The sequence below is a fragment of the Agrobacterium leguminum genome (assembly GCF_015704895.1).
Taxonomy (GTDB): domain Bacteria; phylum Pseudomonadota; class Alphaproteobacteria; order Rhizobiales; family Rhizobiaceae; genus Agrobacterium; species Agrobacterium leguminum.
Genome location: NZ_JADQWB010000001.1, coordinates 442,742 through 460,058, shown reverse-complemented (window position 1 = coordinate 460,058; position 17,317 = coordinate 442,742). Strand labels below are relative to the sequence as shown.

The window sequence follows — 17,317 nt, the reverse complement described above, 5'->3', positions numbered from 1 at the left end:
TTATGCGGGGGGAAGCGGCGGCAGGCCCGGACGGTCGAAGCCGCCGGGCGACAGTGTGAAGATTTCGCAGCCGGTGGCCGTGACGCCGACGGCATGTTCATATTGTGCGGAGAGCGACCGGTCGCGCGTTACCGCCGTCCAGCCGTCGGAAAGCACCTTCACATGCGGTTTGCCGAGATTGATCATCGGCTCGATGGTGAAGATCATGCCTTCGCGGATTTCCGGCCCTTCATCCGGGCGGCCGTAATGCAGGATGTTCGGCGTGTCGTGGAACAGACGTCCGACGCCATGGCCGCAGAAATCGCGCACGACAGAGCAGCGCTCCGCTTCCGCATAGGCCTGGATCGCCGCGCCGATTGCGCCGGTGCGCACGCCGGGCTTCACCGCCGCGATGCCGCGCAGCAGGCATTCATAGGTCACTTCCATCAGCCGCTCGGCGGCGCGCTTGATCTGGCCGACCGGATACATCCGGCTCGAATCGCCATGCCAGCCATCCAGCACATAGGTCACGTCGATATTGACGATATCGCCTTCGCGCAGCGGCTTCGCATCCGGAATGCCGTGGCAGACGACGTGGTTGATCGAGGTGCAGACGGATTTGGTATAGCCGCGATAATTCAGTGTTGCCGGCAGCGCGCCGTGGTCGGCGCCGAATTCGAAGACGAAACGGTCGATGGCGTCGGTCGTCACGCCTGGCTTGACGATTGCGGCGAGTTCATCGAGGCAACGCGCCGTCAGCTGGCACGCCTTGCGCATCCCGTCGAAGTCCTCAGGGGTATAGAGGCGGATGACGCCGGTATTCTTGAGGGGGGCGGAGGCTGCGTCGATATAGGTGACCATCTTGGTGCTTTCTGTCTCTTTACGTCCCTGTTCATAAAACAGCCGGACGCCATTCGTCCATCTTAACCGTTCCGCTGACCGAAATTTGTGCCGGGGAGACCGTGCATTTCACCGCATAGGCCTCCACGCCGCGCGCCATCGCCCGCTGAAACGCCAGCGCATAGACGGGATCGAGATCGTCGCAGATGCGCATCCGGTCGCAATCGTCGCGCTGGATGAGATAGAGCATCACCGAACGGTAACCTGCTTGCGCAGCGTCACCCAGTTCCTCCAGATGTTTCGCACCGCGTTTGGTGGCGGTATCGGGAAATTCGGCGAGGCCTTGTTCGCGCATGAAATGCACGTTCTTCACTTCCACATAGGCGTCCGGCCGGCCGGGTTGCGACAGCAGGAAATCGATGCGGGAATTGCGGCCGTATTTCTGTTCGCGCCGGATCGTCGAATAGCCGGAAAGTTCAGGGATGCGGCCGTTCAGGATCGCTTCTTCCGCCAGCCGGTTCGGCATGCCGGTATTGATGCCGACCGTGGTGCCATCGGCCTCGACCATTTCCAGCATGTGCCGGTACTTGCGGGTGGGGCTGTCATGTTCCGACAGCCATATGCGGGAGCCCGGAGCCGTGAGCCCGCGCATGGAGCCGGTATTGGGGCAGGAGCCGGTGATCGCGGTGCCGTCTTCCAGAATGGCGTCGAACAGGAAGCGCTTGTAGCGGGAAATCAGCGTGGCGGGAGTAAGCGTGGGTGTGAAGAGCATGTGGCGCCTGAAAGATGTTAGGTGATGGAACTGGTCAGGAAAGGACGTAGGTTCCCGGCGCATCGCCGAGCACGGGCCGCTTGCCGTCCTCCGGTTTTCGCGCCTTCACCTTCTCGCCATCCTGGCTTTCGATCCAGTTCTGCCAGTGCACCCACCAGGAGCCCTTATGCGGGGTGGCGACGGCCTGCCAGGCATCGAAGTCGCCGGCCGGTGACGTGCCTGTCCAATATTGGTATTTTTCGAGCTGCGGCGGATTGATGACGCCGGCTATGTGGCCGGATGCGCCGAGCACGAATTCCACCGGCCCGCCGAACAGCGCAGCACCGGTGAAGACCGATTTCGCCGGGGCGATATGGTCGTCGCGGGTGGCGAGATCATAGACGGGGATTTTGATGTCGCCGAGATTGATCCGGTTGCCGGCGACCCGCATCAGCCCGCGGGCGAGATTGTTCTCGAGGTAACAATTGCGCAGATAAAAAGAGTGGCTGGCGGCCGTCACCCGCGTCGAATCGGAGTTCCAGTAGAGCAGGTCGAAGGGCAGGGGCTCGGCGCCGCGCAGGTAATTGTCGACCACATAGGGCCAGATGAGATCGGAGGCGCGCAGCATGTTGAAGACGGTGGCCATGATCGAGCCGTCGAGATAACCGACCGCCTGCATGTGCTTGTCCAGCGCCGCAAGCTGGCCTTCGTCTATGAAGACCTTGAGATCGCCGGCATGGATGAAATCGGTCTGGGCGGCCAATAGCGTGGCGCTGCGGATGCGCTCATCGCCTTGCTGCGCATGCAGCGCCAGCGCGGAGGATAAAAGCGTGCCGCCGACGCAATAACCGATGGCGTTGATTTCTTTTTCGCCGGTTCGCTCCTCGATGGTGTCCAGCGCAAAATCGATGCCTTCGCGGACGTAATCATCCCAGCCCTTGTCGGCGAGGCGGGCATCCGGGTTGATCCAGGAAACCATGAAGACGCTGTGGCCCTGCTCGAGGCACCAGCCGACGAAGGATTTCTGCGGGTTGAGATCGAGAATGTAGAATTTGTTGATCCATGGCGGCACGATCAGCAAAGGCCGTTTGAACGCTTTCTGCGTCGTCGGCGCATAGTGGATGATTTCGCAGAGCGGGCTTTTCGCCACCACCTTGCCCGGCGTGACGGCGATATTCTGGCCGATGACGAATTTGCTGTAATCGGTCTGGCGCAGTTTCAGGTGGCCGTTGCCGGCCGCGACATCCTCGGCCAGTTGCGCCATGCCCTTGACGAGATTGGCGCCGCTGGAGGCGACCGTCTCGCGGAAGACCTGCGGATTGGTGAAGACGAAATTGGCCGGCGAAAGGGCCTCCGTCATCTGGCGCATGTAAAACAGCGCCTTGGTGCGGGTATGTTCGTCCAGCCCGTCTGCCTCCGTCACCATCCGGTCGGCGAAACCGACGGTGGTCTGGTAGGCCTTCAGGAGAAAATCGAAGAACGGATTGGCCTGCCAGTCGGCATCGGCAAAACGCCTGCTCCTGCGTTCCGCAGGGCCGCTTTCGGCGGGTTTTTCCGGGGCCGAATCGGCATCGCCGGAAAACTGCGCCACCGATTTCGCCCAGAGATCGTAATAGCTGGAAAGCAGGTGGGTCTGTGCCTCGAGCGAGCGCTTCGGTTCGGCCATCCAGTATTCGGCGACATCGGAGAGCGTCTTGACGAGATCGGTTACCGGATCGGCGCTGGTCTGGGGAATCTCACCGCGTTCGCGCGGCGCCAGCCACTCGGATGCGGCCTTGCCGAGATTTTCGAGCGCACGGGCGATATTGATCGCGAAGGTTTCCGGGTCGCGGATCAGGTAGGCCTCGGCGGAGCTGGCGTCGAAGCCGGGCGTTTTGCCACCCTTTTTCGTGCCCCCGCCGTCAACACCTGCCATGCACCATCCTCCACCAAATTTGTGTTTGCACATTCTGCATGAAAACGAATACAAGTTCCACCAGCAAGGGGAGGCCGCAAAGGGCCGAACCGTGGTCGAATTCGATATCGACAGATATCCTTACAGGCGGAACATGACGATGGGCAAGCACATGGGCACATGGGGAACATATGCGGAAAATGCGGCAAGAATCGCTGTGCTTTCGCTCTCCGGCGCAATGCTCGCCGCCACACTTGCCGCCTGCAAGGCTCCGGAGCCGATCGTCGCGCCCGCCCATATGCGCCGCCCGACAGCCGAAATCGTCGGCCCGCGCCCGGTCAGCGACACTGCGGTTAGCCAGAAGCGCGACACCGGCACCTATCCTACCTTCTCGCAGCCGCTGACGGCCGCTGGCACCCAGATGGGCGAAGATGAGGCCTCCACCATGGAATCGAGCCTGTCGCGCCTCGGTGCGGCACGGCGCAACGGCCAGATTTCGGAAGCCGAATACAAGCGCCGCGTGGCGGAGCTGCGGGCGCTTGCCGAAAACCAGAAGCCGGTTGCGACGCCTGCCGCCTCGCAGTAAATCCCAAATCAATACATGCTATGGCCATCGCGTATGGCAGCTTTGGCGCTATATTTTGCGAAACCGGTTTTGATCGAAATGCGCAATCCAAAAGTGCTTTTAGTTTTTGTAGTTTTGTTGGGCGTTCTGCCTCTTGTCCTGCGCTTACTCGACGTAGGGCCGTCGATCTTCCTCGGTATATCGATCTTTGTTCTGAATATTTTAGTTTGCTTGTGGGGTGCGGCCACGCGATATCGTTTGGGGTGGCTAAGTTATGGGGTCGCCTGCGTATTCGCTTTTGTACTGGCCGGCATGTCCAGCCCTCTCTCCCTCGTCCTGTTGCTGCTTGCAGCGAAAGCCTGATTTGCTTCGACGGCTCTCTCTTGCGGGAGGAGTGGCAATCATAACCCCTTCTTTACCCTGCCTCTGAACCTTCCGCTTACCCAAGATGTTAAGCGGATGGATGCGGTTTGCCACTTATGATGCGGCCATAACAAACAGGCCGCTGAAAAAGCGGGGCACGGGGTGAAATATCATGAAATGCATCGCCGCTTTGCTGGTTCTTGCCGGTTTTGCGCTCGCACCCGCTCAGGCGCGGGCGCCGCACATCAATTTCGGGACACCTGCACTTCAGGGGCAGTGAGAGGCAAATTCCGTCAGTCGTTGCCGGCGGCGTCGCTCAGCACGTCGAGATCGGGCACGGTGATATGGCGATTGTTCTCGATGCGGATAATGCCTTCCTTGCGCAGCTTGGTCATTTGCCGGCTAACCGTTTCGATGGTCAGCCCGAGGAAATCGGCGATATCGGCGCGTGAAAGCGGCAGGTCGAAACAGGATTTGTCGTCGTTTTCCGGGTCGATATGGGTGGCGATCATATAAAGGAAGCTGGCAACCTTTTCCTGCGCCGATTTGCGCCCCAGCGTCAGCATCCAGTCGCGCGCCTCGTCCAGTTCCTTCAGGGACTGGTTGTGGAGCTTGCGTTCCATATCGGGCACTTCGGAAACCATCCGGTCGACGACGCGGCGCGGGAAGAGACAAATCTCCACATCGGTTGCGGCTTCCGCCGTCATCTTGCTTTCCGCCATGAAGGGGCGGCCGAGAAAGTCCGGTGCGAATTGCAGGCCGACGATCTGCTGGCGGCCGTCCGACATCATTTTCGACAGCTTCACTACGCCGTTCAAAATATTGCCGTAGGAGGTGACGAGTTCGCCCTGGCCAAGAAGCTCATTGCCCGCTTCCAGTTTCTTACGGCTGGAATGGCGGTTCAGCTCGCAAAGCTGCTGCGGCGTCAGGCTGCTGCAAAGCCCGCCATGGCGCGCCTCGCAGGAGCGACAAACGACGGGTTCTTCCGAATTGTGGATGGTCTTCTGCAGCGTGTCCATAAGCCTTTTCCAATGCTGGCTTTTTCAGGACGATTGCGACCGTGGGTGTCAAATCCGGTCTCATGCAAGGCTTTCGCCACGTAGCCGTCGCCCCTGCGTCTACTTTAGCAAGAACTTACGGTGCAATTTGATTGAAGTCAAAGTTGCAAACTGTCGCAGCCGTTACTGAAAGAGAGGAAATCGACATTTTCTTGATAAAAGGCAAATCGGGCGATGAATACCGAACTTCTTCACAAATATTCGGGTGCAGTGCCGCGTTACACGAGCTATCCGACCGCGCCGCATTTCCACGAGGGAATCGATAATGGCACCTATCGCCGCTGGCTCGGCGCGCTCGGTCACAGGAATCGCCTGTCGCTTTACCTGCATATTCCCTATTGCGACCGGCTTTGCTGGTTCTGCGCCTGCCACACCAAGCACACCCTGAAATACGAGCCGATTGCCGTTTATCTTGAAGCACTTAAGCAGGAGATCGAGGCCGTCGGCGCGCTTGTTTCGCCGGATGCGGTGGTGAGTGCCGTGCATTTCGGCGGCGGCTCGCCCACCATGTTGAAGCCGGAGGACATGCAGAGCCTGATGGACTGTCTGCGGCGTCATTTCACCTTCGGCCTCGCACCCGAGATCAGCGTCGAGATGGACCCCAACGATCTGGATGACAGCCGCTACGATGCGCTTGCCGCCATCGGCATGTCGCGGGCGAGCCTCGGGGTTCAGGACTTCGATGACAAAGTGCAAAAAACCATCAACCGCATCCAGTCCTTCGAACAGACGAAATCCGTGGTGGATGCGGTGCGGGCAAGGGGCGTTCATTCGGTCAATTGCGACATTCTTTATGGGTTGCCGTTCCAGACCTGCGGGACATTGGAAAAGACGGTGAACCAGATCGTGTCGCTCGACCCCGATCGCATCGCGCTTTTTGGTTATGCGCATGTTCCGTGGATGAAAAAACACCAGTCGCTGATCCCGGAGCAGGCCCTGCCGGATATTGCCGAGCGCTACCGCCAGATGACGATGGCGGCGGAGATGCTGAAACAGGCGGGTTACGAGGCCATCGGCATCGATCATTTCGCCAAGCCGACCGATACATTATGTCAGGCCGCCGAAGCGGGCGCCCTGCGGCGGAATTTTCAGGGCTATACGACCGACACGGCCGATGCGTTGATCGGGCTTGGCGCATCGTCCATCGGCAGGCTGCCGCAGGGTTATGTGCAGAACATGGTGGCGACGGGGGAATATCAGCGGATGGTGGGCGAGGGCGGTCTTGCCGCCGTCAAGGGCATAGAATTGTCGCAGGACGATCATCTGCGCTCGCATGTCATCGAAAGGCTGATGTGCGATTTCGCTATCGATCTTTCGCAGTTGCAGCACCGTTTCGGCAAGGTGAGCCATTCCGTGAGAGCGCAGGCGCAGCATTTTGCCGCAAGCGACAGGCACGGTGTGGTGCGGATGGACGCCGATATTTTTGCGGTGACGGAGGCTGGAAAGCCCTTCGTGCGTAACATCGCGGCAATCTTCGACGCTTATCTCGGCAATGGACGCGGCCGTCATTCGGTTGCTGTTTAGGCAACAGTTTTGGGGCAAATTTCAAAGTTACGTCACGAAACCATTGGCTTTTTTGTGCGACTTGCCTATGTGGTGCGTCAGACAGGATAATTCATACGAACGACAATAAGGATTATGGGCGTGACAGCTACATTCGACAAGGTTGCCGACATTATCGCCGAAACCAGCGAAATCGACCGCGAAACCATTACGCCGGAGAGCCACACGATCGACGATCTGGGCATCGACAGCCTCGACTTTCTTGATATCGTTTTCGCGATCGACAAGGAATTCGGCATCAAGATTCCGCTCGAGCAGTGGACGCAGGAAGTCAACGAAGGCAAGGTTTCCACCGAAGAATATTTCGTGCTGAAGAACCTTTGCGCCAAGATCGACGAATTGCGCGCAGCCAAGGGCTGATGTGACAATGCCCGCTTGCAGCGGGCATTTTCTTTTGATGCCGCCTGCGGGCAAACCATGACTAACCGACCAGAGACGGGCCGGACGGATGTTGCTTGAATATTTTCAGATGATCGACAAGGTCGAGGCCGTGGACATGACGACGCGCACGTTGAAGGCGCAGTCTGTCGTTCCCGACAAAAGCCCGGTTTTCGAAGGCCACTTTCCCGGCATGCCGCTCGTTCCGGGCGTGCTTCTGATCGAGACCATGGCGCAGGCTTCCGGCATGCTGGTTCTGGCATTTTCCGATTTTGCGTCCATGCCGTTCCTGATGTCGGTCGACGGCGCCAAGATGCGTACCTTCGTGGAGCCGGGCGCCGTTCTCGACATCGAGGCGGTGCTGGAGCATGACGGTTCCGGCTTTGCCGTTACCAAGGCGAAGATCACCTCGGATGGCAAGAAGGTCTGCGACGCGCAGCTTAAGCTCAGGACCATGCCCTTCAGCGAAATTCCGCTTGGGCCTATCGTCAAGAAGCGGGCCGAGGAAGTCGGCCTGATGGCGGCGATTGCCGCGGATGCGCAGAAATAAGCGTTTCCGTTCGTTTCGAAGGAGAGCGTTTTTCCCGCCGGCCCGGTTTTTGAGCACGAAAATCGTGGGCTCGCGACGGCGGATCAGGCCTTCACCATTGCCAATCCGCATCGCGCGCTTTATTCCGCAACGCATGAAGTGGTTGTTCGCGACCGCTGTTGGATAGCCGTGACCGTTCGACGGGGCCGGCTGCAAAGGATGACAGACGATGAAATCTGACAATGATGTGGTGATAACAGGGGTCGGCATCGTGACCTGTCACGGCGTCGGCAGCCAGGCGCATGTGGCGCTTCTTTCGGGAACCGCCGTGCCGGAGCCGGTGGTCGAGACCGAAAAGTTCAAGCCCTATCCGGTCCATCCCATGCCGGAGATCGACTGGTCCGCGCAGATCGCCAAGCGCGGTGACCAGCGCCAGATGGAAAACTGGCAGCGCCTCGGCGTTTTCGCCGCCGGTCTCGCACTCGACGATGCCGGGCTGAAGGAAGATGCCGAAGCCTGCGCCACCATGGACATGATCGTTGCCGCCGGCGGCGGCGAGCGCGACATCAATGTCGATACGCTGATCGTCGACGAGGCGCTGAAGCGCAATGATCGCGAAAAGCTGCTCAATGAGAAGCTGACGACGGAACTGCGCCCGACGCTGTTTCTCGCCCAGCTTTCCAACCTGATGGCCGGCAATATTTCCATCGTGCACAAGGTCACCGGCTCTTCCCGCACCTTCATGGGCGAGGAAGCGGCCGGCATTTCCGCCGTCGAAACCGCATTTCACCGCATCCGCTCCGGCGAATCGAGCCATGCGCTGGTGGGCGGCGCTTTCTCGGCGGAACGTCCCGACATGATCCTGCTGTTTGAAGCCATCGGCGCGCATGCGCAGGGCGGCTGGCAGCCGCTGTGGTCGCGCGAAGGCCAGGAAGGCGGCGGCATGGTTTCCGGTTCGCTCGGCGCATTCCTCGTGCTGGAATCGCGCAAGCACGCCAGCGAGCGCGGCGCGCGCATTTATGCCCGCATCGACGCCATCGAGGGCGACCGCGGCAGCCGTGACGAAGGCAAGATGGAAAAGCGCATGGAGCGGCTGCTTGCTCCCGCCAAGGACAGCGCGGCGACCGTCGTGTTTTCCGGCGCGAGCGGTTATGACGGCGTGACGGCCCGCGAGAAGGACATTCTCGAAAAGGCCCTGCCAAATGCCGTCATTCGCGGTTTTGGCGGTATCACCGGTCATGGGCTGGAAGCACAGTTCCCGCTCGGGCTGGCTCTGGCTGCCCTGACGCTTGAAAGCGGCGCGAAGGTGCCTACCTTCGATGCGGCTGAGGAAAAGCCCATGGGCGAGGCGGCCAGCGAAGCCGTCGTCACCACCGTCGGCCATGTGCGCGGCGAAGGTGTCGCCGTTCTGTCCCGCGACGTTTGAGGAGAAAGACCATGACTTCCAATTTCAGGGATCATCTCGGTCGTCCCATCGTCGCCGTCACCGGCATGGGCATCATCACCTCGCTCGGGCAGGGGCTTGCCGATAACTGGGCGGCGCTGACGTCGGGCAAATCGGGCATCCACAAGATCACCCGTTTCCCGACCGAGGGGCTTTCGACCCGCATCAGCGGCACGGTGGATTTCATCGATATCCCGGTTCCGAATTCCGTGGAGCGTTCCTATGCTTTCGCGCGCGAAACCACCATCGAGGCTCTGGCGCAGGCCGGTATCTCCGGCGATTTCGACGGCCCGCTGTTTCTCGCGGCGCCGCCTATCGAGCCGGAATGGAGCGCCCGTTTCGAGCTTGCCGACCGGTCTCCGCCGGCCGCCCAGCCGGGTGACGCCTATGAACGGTTCCTGACGGCCTTCCGCCAGCGTCCCGACCCGGCATTCCAGGAAGCCGCCCTGTTCGGCGCGATTTCCGAGCGTCTTTCCGACCGTTTCGGCACCCGTGGCCTGCCCGTCACGCTGTCTACGGCCTGTGCATCCGGCGCGACCGCGATCCAGCTCGGCGTCGAGGCGATCCGCCAGGGCCGCACCGAGCGGGCGCTGACGGTTGCGACCGACGGTTCGGTCAGTGCCGAGGCGCTCATTCGCTTCTCGCTTCTCTCTGCACTTTCGACCCAGAACGACCCGCCGGAAAAGGCCTCCAAGCCGTTCAGCAAGGACCGCGACGGTTTCGTGATCGCCGAAGGTGCGGCCACACTGGTGCTGGAATCGCTGGAAGCCGCGGTCGCACGCGGTGCGAAGGTGCTCGGCATCATCAAGGGTGCGGGCGAGAAGGCTGATAGCTTCCACCGCACGCGGTCTTCGCCCGATGGCGGCCCGGCGATTGCGACGATCCGTGCGGCACTGGCCGATGCGGGCGTGGCCGAAAGCGATATCGGTTACATCAACGCCCACGGCACTTCGACGCCTGAGAACGACAAGATGGAATATGGCTCCATGCTCGCCGTCTTCGGCGAGGGCCTGAAGGATATTCCGCTGTCGTCCAACAAGTCGATGATCGGCCATACCCTGACCGCTGCAGGCGCCGTGGAAGCGGTGTTCTCGCTGCAGACCATGCTGACCGGCACGCTGCCGCCGACGATCAACTACAACAATCCCGATCCGACCATCACGCTCGACGTGGTGCCGAATGTGAAGCGGGATGCTCAGGTAAGCGCGGTTCTGTCCAACTCCTTCGGGTTCGGCGGGCAGAATGCAAGCCTTGTCATGACGCGGGAACCGGCTTAACCGGTTTCGCCATCAACAGGAGCGTTTCCGCGGCAATTGCGGAAACGCTCTCGCTTCTTTGATTACGCATTCCGGCCGCAAAACGGTTACAGAGTTTTGCGGGAATAGCTTTTAGATAACGCCCCCAGATAAACGCCCCTGGGCGAAGGACTGATACATGCGCGCTCTTCAACTCGTGGACGACCGGAAGCTCGAAAAAGTGGACCTGCCCGAACCGGATGCACCGGCGCCGGGCGAGGTGACGCTGCGTGTCAAGGCCGTAGCGCTCAACCACATCGACGTATGGGGCTGGCGCGGCATGGCTTTCGCCAAGCGCAAGATGCCGCTCACCATCGGTGCCGAGGCTTCGGGTGTGGTCGAAGCCATCGGTCCGGGCGTTTCGAATGTGCTGCCCGGCCAGCTCGTGTCAATCTACGGTGCGCGCACCTGCGGGCTGTGCAAGCCGTGTCGCGAAGGCCGTGACAATCTGTGCGAACATGTTCAGGGCGTGCACGGTTTCCACCTTGACGGTTTCGCTCAGGAAAAGATCAATATTCCCGCCCGCCAGCTTGTGCCTGCGCCGCATGGCGTCGATGCCGTTGCTGCGGCTCTCGCACCGGTGACCTTCGGCACCGTCGAGCACATGCTGTTCGACAATGCCAAGCTGGAGTCCGGCGAAACCATCCTCATTCATGCCGGCGGTTCCGGCATCGGCACGGCGGCGATCCAGCTTGCCAAGAAGATGGGCTGCACCGTCATCACCACTGTCGGTTCGGACGACAAGATCGAACGGGCGAAGGCGCTGGGCGCCGACCACGTCATCAACTACCGGACCGACCGTTTCGAAGGCGTCGTGCGCAAGCTGACGAAAAAGAAGGGCGTCGACGTCGTGTTCGAACATGTCGGCAAGGACACCTGGGCGGGTTCGATGTTCTCGCTGAAGCGCGGCGGCCGTCTCGTCACCTGCGGCTCCACGTCGGGCGTTTCCACCGATATCAACCTGATGATGCTGTTCCAGCAGCAGCTTAAGCTGCTCGGCTCCTTCGGTTGCCGCATGGAAAACATGGCCAACGCCATGCAGAAGATGGCGCGCGGCATCGTTCATCCCGTCATCGACACCGAAGTGACCTTCGACGATATCGACCGGGCGCTGGAGCGCATGGAGACGCGCCAAGTGTTCGGCAAGATCGTTCTGCGGATGGACTGAGCATCTTGAAGCTGTTCCTGACACGGATTGTCCTGAAACTGGACCACTTCCGGCAGTGGCTGATTGCGACATTCGCCTTCGGCCTTCTCAACCTGCTGAAGCTTTTTCCCGCCGATGCGGGCATTCGCGCCGCCGACCGGCTGGCGCGCTGGGTGGGGCCGAAAACCGGCCGCCACAAGCTGATGCTCCATAATCTGGCGCGCGCCTTTCCGGAGAAATCCGAGGAGGAGCGGCTTGAGATCGCCATGGATAGCTGGGCCAATATGGGCCGGCTTGCGGCGGAATATGTGTTTCTCGACCGGCTGTTCGATTTCGATCCGGAAAAGAACGAACCGGGCCGCATCGAGGTCGAGGGCATTCCGACCTTCCTCGAGCTGCGCGACAATCCGCGGCCCTTCATCGTCTTTACCGCCCATAGCGGCAATTTCGAATTGCTGCCGGTGGCCGGCTCGGCTTTCGGTCTCGATGTAACGGTGCTGTTCCGTCCGCCGAACAATCCATTCGTGGCGGACAAGGTGTTCAATTTCCGCAAGGAGCGCATGGGCAATCTCGTGCCGTCGCACGCCGGTTCCTCTTTCGCGCTTGCGCGGCAGCTGGAAAAGGGCGGTGGCGTCGGCGTGCTCGTCGACCAGAAGTTCGGCAAGGGTCTGACAACGAAGTTCTTCGGCCTTGAAGTCCGCACCAATCCGCTGCTTGCCAAGCTGGTGCGGCAGTTCAACTGCGATGTCTATCCGGCCCGTTGCGTGCGTCTTCCCGACAATCGCTACAGGCTGGAAATAGAGCCCAAGGTTGAAATTCCGCGCGACGAGAAGGGCAATGTCGACATTCAGGCGACGGCGCAGCTTCTGAACGACAAGGTGGAAAGCTGGGTGCGCGAATACCCCGGACAATGGCTGTGGTATCACGACCGCTGGGACGTGAAGCACCGGATTTGAGGTGACTGCCGTGCGGCCGGATTTTCCGCGACTTTCACGAAATTCGGCCGGGAAACCGCGCGTTTCGGTGTTTTTCCATATTAGCGGAACCTCATTTTTCGTTCATGGATTATCGAAATTGAAAAATTGGCGGCTGCTGTGATATTTTGGACAACAATCCTCGCGGCGTTCCTGCGTTTCGTTACGTCATTTTTAAGCGCAAAGACGCTATAATCAGGGGGCAAAGGGTTAATCCGTTCGCATTGGGAACCGGGTTATGCCCGTTCAGGGAGAGTTGGGTTGAAAGATTTGATTGAGTTGTTCTGGCTGCGTTATACGGAACTGCAATCTGCCGTTGGTAAAAACGAAGCCGACAAGATCGCAGTGCTGGAGCGTGAACTGGAGCAGCTTCTCGAGCGGGTCGTCGGGCGTCAGACAGAAAACTCCGAGGATATTCGCGAACAGTTCCGTTTCGCCATCGACCTCCTGAACCACGAGGCGGAGGATCTCGGCTGCGTGCAGCGCAATTCCGAGCTTCTGAGAACCCTGGTCGACCGTTATGTCGGCATGCCGCCCAAGGCCAAGGTCATCGGTGACGAGGACGAGGACACCCTGGAATGGCATCACCGCCATCTGATCCTCGATGAGGACATGCTCAACGATCTGGACGAGCCGGTGGTCATCGTTTCTCCCGGCTACCGCGTGTCCTTTGCCAATGCGCTTGATGCTTTCCAGCGCAATGCGCCGGAAGGGCTCGTCGGCTGCCACATTGCCGAACTCGTCGGCGTCCACCGCTTCCAGAACGACCTTCGGGAAAAACTCGACAATTGCTTCAAGGGCGATACGTCGAAATATACCTATGCGGAAGATCAGAACGGCCGGACGATCGTGAAGTCGCTGGAAATGTCCCCCTGCTATTCCTCCGCCTATAAGCTCGTGGGCGCTATGGTGGTGATCCGGGAAATTGCCGATCGCAGACGTCGCGCCACGGCGTAACGGCAGGCGCCGGTCTCTGACGACACTCTCCCGGCTTTGCCGTTTCCGGCTATTTCGGGAACACGGTTTCCCATATCGCGGCGATGGACCATGCGGATGATGCATCCGCAAGGAGCTTCGTCGCCATGGCCAGGCAGGAAAGCACCAGCAGCGGGCGGATGATCTTCGCGCCGTTCTTCATGGCGAAGCGGGAGCCGATCTGTGCGCCGATGAACTGGCCGACGCCCATGGCGAGGCCGAGCTTCCACAAAACCGCACCACCTATCGCAAACACAACGAAACCGCCGAAGTTCGAGCCGAGGTTCAGAAGCTTGGTGTGGGCGGTTGCCTTCAACATGCCGAAACCGGCAAGCGCCACGAAGGCGAGCATGTAGAAGGATCCCGCGCCGGGGCCGAAAACGCCGTCGTAGAAGCCCACCAGCGGCGCGACGGTGAAACCGAACACGAAGGGCGTGATGCGGCGATGGCTGTCGATATCGCTGAGCTGCGGCTTGAAGGCGAAATAGATCGCAATCGCGATCAGCAGGAACGGCATGATGGTGCGCAGCAGGTCGGACGGCACGAAGGCGGCGGTGACCGCGCCGAGCCCGCCGCCAAGCATGGCCATGACGGCCATGGGCAATTGTTCCCTCAGATTGACATGGCCGCGCCGGGCATAGGCGATGGTGGCGGAGGCAGAGCCGAACTGCGATTGCAGCTTGTTGGTGCCGAGCGTATCGAGCGGTGCAATGCCCATGATCAGCATCGCCGGAATGGTGATGAGACCGCCGCCGCCGGCAATGGAATCGATAAAGCCGGCAAAGATGGCGACGCAGAAGAGAACGATAAATACGTTGAGGGCGATGTCTTGCACTGAAGATGTCCGGGCAGGCGGCGGGAGAGGGCTTCTTCTTTCACTGAAAAGACCGCCACGCAATATTTTTCTGCATGATATGCAGCCTGCGGGGGGATTGCGGTGTTGCCGCTTATCGTTATGTTTCCGTGGCGCGTCGCCGGCGGAAGCGGATGGCGCTTGAAGACATATGGATGAGGGCATTATGCATAAAGTGATATTCGATACGGACCCCGGTGTGGACGACGCCATGGCGCTTCTGTTCCTGCACCGTCACCCCGATATCGATCTGATCGGCGTCACCACGGTTTTCGGCAACGCCCCCATCGATATCACCACCCGCAACGCGCTCTTCCTCAAGCGGGAATGGCAGATGACCGCACCGGTCGCGAGAGGCGCCGGCGTGACTTTCGATCCCGCCCGCAAGGAAGGCCATTGGCCGACCTTCATCCACGGCGAAAACGGCCTCGGCGATATCGATATCCCTGAAACCATCGATCTGCCGCTCGATCCGCGCCCGGCGCATCGCTTCATCATCGAGACGGTGAAGGCCAATCCCGGCGAGGTGACGCTGATCGCAGTCGGCCGCATGACCAATCTGGCGCTGGCACTACGTGAGGAACCGGATTTCGCCGCGCTGGTGAAGGAAGTGATCGTCATGGGCGGCGCCTTCGACATGAACGGCAATGTCTCCCCGGCGGCCGAAGCCAATATTCACGGCGATCCGGAAGCGGCCGATCTCGTCTTCACCGCGCCGTGGCGCGTTGTCGTCGTCGGTCTGGACGTGACGACAAAAACCGTGATGACCAGCGCCTTCATGGCGGAGATGGCAGAGGCCGGCGGCAAGCCAGTGCAGCTGCTTTCCGACCTGTCGCAGTTCTATATCGATTTCTACAAGACCCGCACCGGTGACGGCATGGTGGTGCATGACAGCTGCGCCTGCGTCTATCTCGTCGCGCCGGAACTGTTTACCACCCGCAGCGGCCCGGTGCGTGTCGTCTGCGGCGGTCTTGCCGACGGCCAGACGATCCAGAAGCCGGATGGCCGCGCCTTTCCGCCGGGCGACTGGGACGGGCATCCGAGCCAGCTCATCTGCACGGATATCGAGCCGGAGCGCGTGCTTTCGGTCATCCGCGCGGCAATTGTGAAGGGTGAGCGCGGCTGAAGGGCAGGAATGGCCGTTCTTGAGCATGGCTTGCCTTGCATTTTCCAAGAATCTGGCGTTATGCAAGTTCCCTGATCATAGTGCGCGATCCGCCTTGCCGGCGGGGCTGAGAAGGCCGTGCCGGAAGGACGAGCGGATCACCGCTATGCGGCGTGGGCCGAGAAAAGCCTTGTAGGTTTTCCCGTGCTTTGCGCTACAATGAATAACGCCTGCCGGGTCGGTTCGTGTCGGCGGCGTTTAACAACAAAAAACGAACCTTCGTTATGGGCCGGCAGAACCGGTCCATTCCCATGAGGAAAGAGATGGAAGAGTTTCACAAGGTCCGGCGTCTGCCGCAATACGTCTTCGAACAGGTCAACCGTTTGAAAGCGAGCGCGCGAGCGGCCGGGGCCGATATCATCGATCTCGGCATGGGCAATCCCGACCTTCCGACCCCGAAGGCCATCGTCGACAAGCTTTGCGAGGTCGTTCAGGACCCGCGCACCCATCGTTATTCCTCGTCCAAGGGCATTCCCGGCCTTCGCCGCGCGCAGGCAGCCTATTATGCCCGCCGTTTCGGCGTGAAGCTGAACCCCGACACGCAGGTCGTCGCTACGCTCGGCTCCAAGGAAGGCTTCGCCAATATGGCGCAGGCCATCACCGCGCCGGGTGACGTGATCCTGTGTCCGAACCCCACCTATCCGATCCATGCCTTCGGTTTCCTGATGGCGGGCGGCGTTATCCGTTCGATGAATGTCGAACCGGATGACAGCTTCTTCGGACCGCTGGAGCGCGCCGTGCGCCACTCCATCCCGAAGCCGCTGGCGCTGATCGTCAACTACCCGTCGAACCCGACGGCGCATGTCGCTTCGCTCGATTTCTACAAGGACGTCATCGCCTTTGCGAAGAAGCACGAGATCATCGTGCTTTCCGACCTTGCCTATTCGGAAATCTATTTCGACGAAAACAATCCGCCGCCTTCGGTTCTCGAAGTTCCCGGCGCAATCGACGTTGCGGTGGAGTTCACCTCCATGTCGAAGACCTTCTCCATGCCCGGCTGGCGCATGGGCTTTGCCGTCGGCAACGAGCGTCTGATCGCGGCGCTGACGCGCGTGAAGTCCTATCTCGATTACGGCGCTTTCACGCCGATCCAGGTTGCGGCGACCCATGCGCTGAACGGTGACGGTTCCGACATCGCCGAAGTGCGCAATGTCTATCGCCGCCGCCGCGACGTCATGGTCGACACGTTTGGCAAGGCCGGTTTCGAAGTTCCGCCGCCGGCGGCAACGATGTTCGCCTGGGCGAAGATCCCGGAAAAGTTCCGCCATCTCGGCAGCCTGGAATTCTCCAAGCTTCTGGTCGAGAAGGCAGATATCGCCGTTGCTCCCGGCATCGGCTTTGGCGAGATGGGTGACGATTACGTCCGTCTCGCGCTCGTGGAAAACGAGCATCGAATTCGTCAGGCAGCGCGCAATCTGAAGCGTTTCCTGTCGAGCGCAGACGAAACGATGCATAACGTCGTTTCGCTCAACGCCCACAGATAAGGGCAACCCAAGGCGGCCGGGTCCCGGCCGCCAACATCAACAGCAATCAGGAACATACCC

17 protein-coding genes are annotated in these 17,317 nt (G+C 60.3%); 12 read left to right on the top strand and 5 right to left on the bottom strand.

Features of this window, described 5'->3' with window-relative positions; all coding sequences use genetic code 11:
- The 3 genes from map to I3J13_RS02315 are packed head-to-tail and all read right to left on the bottom strand — an operon-like array spanning position 1 to position 3,485.
- Positions 1–840, bottom strand: a complete 840-nt coding sequence (map, locus tag I3J13_RS02325) for a type I methionyl aminopeptidase (RefSeq protein WP_142779246.1) — start codon at positions 838–840, stop codon at positions 1–3.
- A gap of 31 nt (positions 841–871) precedes the next feature.
- On the bottom strand, positions 872–1,591 hold the full coding sequence (sfsA, locus tag I3J13_RS02320) for a DNA/RNA nuclease SfsA (protein WP_196377890.1): 720 nt from the start codon (positions 1,589–1,591) through the stop codon (positions 872–874).
- Between the two features lie 34 nt (positions 1,592–1,625).
- On the bottom strand, positions 1,626–3,485 hold the full coding sequence (locus I3J13_RS02315) for a PHA/PHB synthase family protein (protein ID WP_196377889.1): 1,860 nt from the start codon (positions 3,483–3,485) through the stop codon (positions 1,626–1,628).
- Positions 3,486–3,510: 25 nt separating this feature from the next.
- On the opposite strand from I3J13_RS02315, the gene I3J13_RS02310 reads away from it, so the two are divergent.
- Both I3J13_RS02310 and I3J13_RS02305 read left to right on the top strand, forming a co-directional pair.
- The gene (locus I3J13_RS02310) at positions 3,511–4,050 is read left to right on the top strand and encodes a hypothetical protein (RefSeq protein ID WP_236000795.1); all 540 of its coding nucleotides are present in this window, start codon (positions 3,511–3,513) and stop codon (positions 4,048–4,050) included.
- Between the two features lie 33 nt (positions 4,051–4,083).
- A complete protein-coding gene (locus tag I3J13_RS02305; RefSeq protein ID WP_196377888.1) occupies positions 4,084–4,392 on the top strand; it encodes a hypothetical protein in 309 nt (102 codons plus the stop codon).
- Between the two features lie 293 nt (positions 4,393–4,685).
- Here I3J13_RS02305 and fnrN read toward each other — a convergent pair whose 3' ends face one another.
- Positions 4,686–5,411, bottom strand: a complete 726-nt coding sequence (gene fnrN, locus I3J13_RS02300) for a transcriptional regulator FnrN (RefSeq protein WP_003524835.1) — start codon at positions 5,409–5,411, stop codon at positions 4,686–4,688.
- A gap of 213 nt (positions 5,412–5,624) precedes the next feature.
- Here fnrN and hemN point away from each other — a divergent pair, with 213 nt between their 5' ends.
- The 8 genes from hemN to I3J13_RS02260 all read left to right on the top strand — a co-directional run bounded on the left by hemN (position 5,625) and on the right by I3J13_RS02260 (position 13,737).
- Positions 5,625–6,974, top strand: coding sequence for an oxygen-independent coproporphyrinogen III oxidase (hemN, locus tag I3J13_RS02295; protein ID WP_196377886.1), 1,350 nt, complete (start codon positions 5,625–5,627; stop codon positions 6,972–6,974).
- Positions 6,975–7,088: 114 nt separating this feature from the next.
- Positions 7,089–7,373, top strand: a complete 285-nt coding sequence (locus I3J13_RS02290) for an acyl carrier protein (protein ID WP_003495848.1) — start codon at positions 7,089–7,091, stop codon at positions 7,371–7,373.
- Positions 7,374–7,461: 88 nt separating this feature from the next.
- Positions 7,462–7,941, top strand: coding sequence for a 3-hydroxyacyl-ACP dehydratase FabZ family protein (locus tag I3J13_RS02285; protein ID WP_020810293.1), 480 nt, complete (start codon positions 7,462–7,464; stop codon positions 7,939–7,941).
- A gap of 208 nt (positions 7,942–8,149) precedes the next feature.
- Positions 8,150–9,346: a beta-ketoacyl-ACP synthase gene (locus tag I3J13_RS02280; protein ID WP_196377885.1), complete on the top strand. Its 1,197-nt coding sequence runs from the start codon at positions 8,150–8,152 to the stop codon at positions 9,344–9,346.
- An 11-nt stretch (positions 9,347–9,357) separates the two neighbouring features.
- Positions 9,358–10,641 (top strand): beta-ketoacyl-ACP synthase, encoded by a 1,284-nt coding sequence (locus I3J13_RS02275; protein ID WP_003524844.1) that lies wholly within the window; start codon positions 9,358–9,360, stop codon positions 10,639–10,641.
- Positions 10,642–10,798: 157 nt separating this feature from the next.
- Entirely contained in the window at positions 10,799–11,827 is a 1,029-nt protein-coding gene (locus tag I3J13_RS02270) for a zinc-binding dehydrogenase (RefSeq protein WP_059758710.1), read from the top strand.
- 5 nt (positions 11,828–11,832) lie between these two features.
- Positions 11,833–12,762, top strand: a complete 930-nt coding sequence (locus I3J13_RS02265) for a lipid A biosynthesis lauroyl acyltransferase (protein ID WP_416172051.1) — start codon at positions 11,833–11,835, stop codon at positions 12,760–12,762.
- 279 nt (positions 12,763–13,041) lie between these two features.
- A complete protein-coding gene (locus I3J13_RS02260) occupies positions 13,042–13,737 on the top strand; it encodes a nitrogen regulation protein NR(II) (protein ID WP_020810296.1) in 696 nt (231 codons plus the stop codon).
- A gap of 49 nt (positions 13,738–13,786) precedes the next feature.
- On the opposite strand, the gene I3J13_RS02255 is transcribed toward I3J13_RS02260, so the two are convergent.
- Positions 13,787–14,590, bottom strand: a complete 804-nt coding sequence (locus tag I3J13_RS02255) for a TSUP family transporter (protein ID WP_031233909.1) — start codon at positions 14,588–14,590, stop codon at positions 13,787–13,789.
- Positions 14,591–14,774: 184 nt separating this feature from the next.
- On the opposite strand from I3J13_RS02255, the gene I3J13_RS02250 reads away from it, so the two are divergent.
- On the top strand, positions 14,775–15,734 hold the full coding sequence (locus I3J13_RS02250; RefSeq protein ID WP_059758720.1) for a nucleoside hydrolase: 960 nt from the start codon (positions 14,775–14,777) through the stop codon (positions 15,732–15,734).
- 302 nt (positions 15,735–16,036) lie between these two features.
- Positions 16,037–17,257 (top strand): LL-diaminopimelate aminotransferase, encoded by a 1,221-nt coding sequence (locus I3J13_RS02245; RefSeq protein WP_035260789.1) that lies wholly within the window; start codon positions 16,037–16,039, stop codon positions 17,255–17,257.
- Positions 17,258–17,317 lie beyond the last annotated feature (60 nt).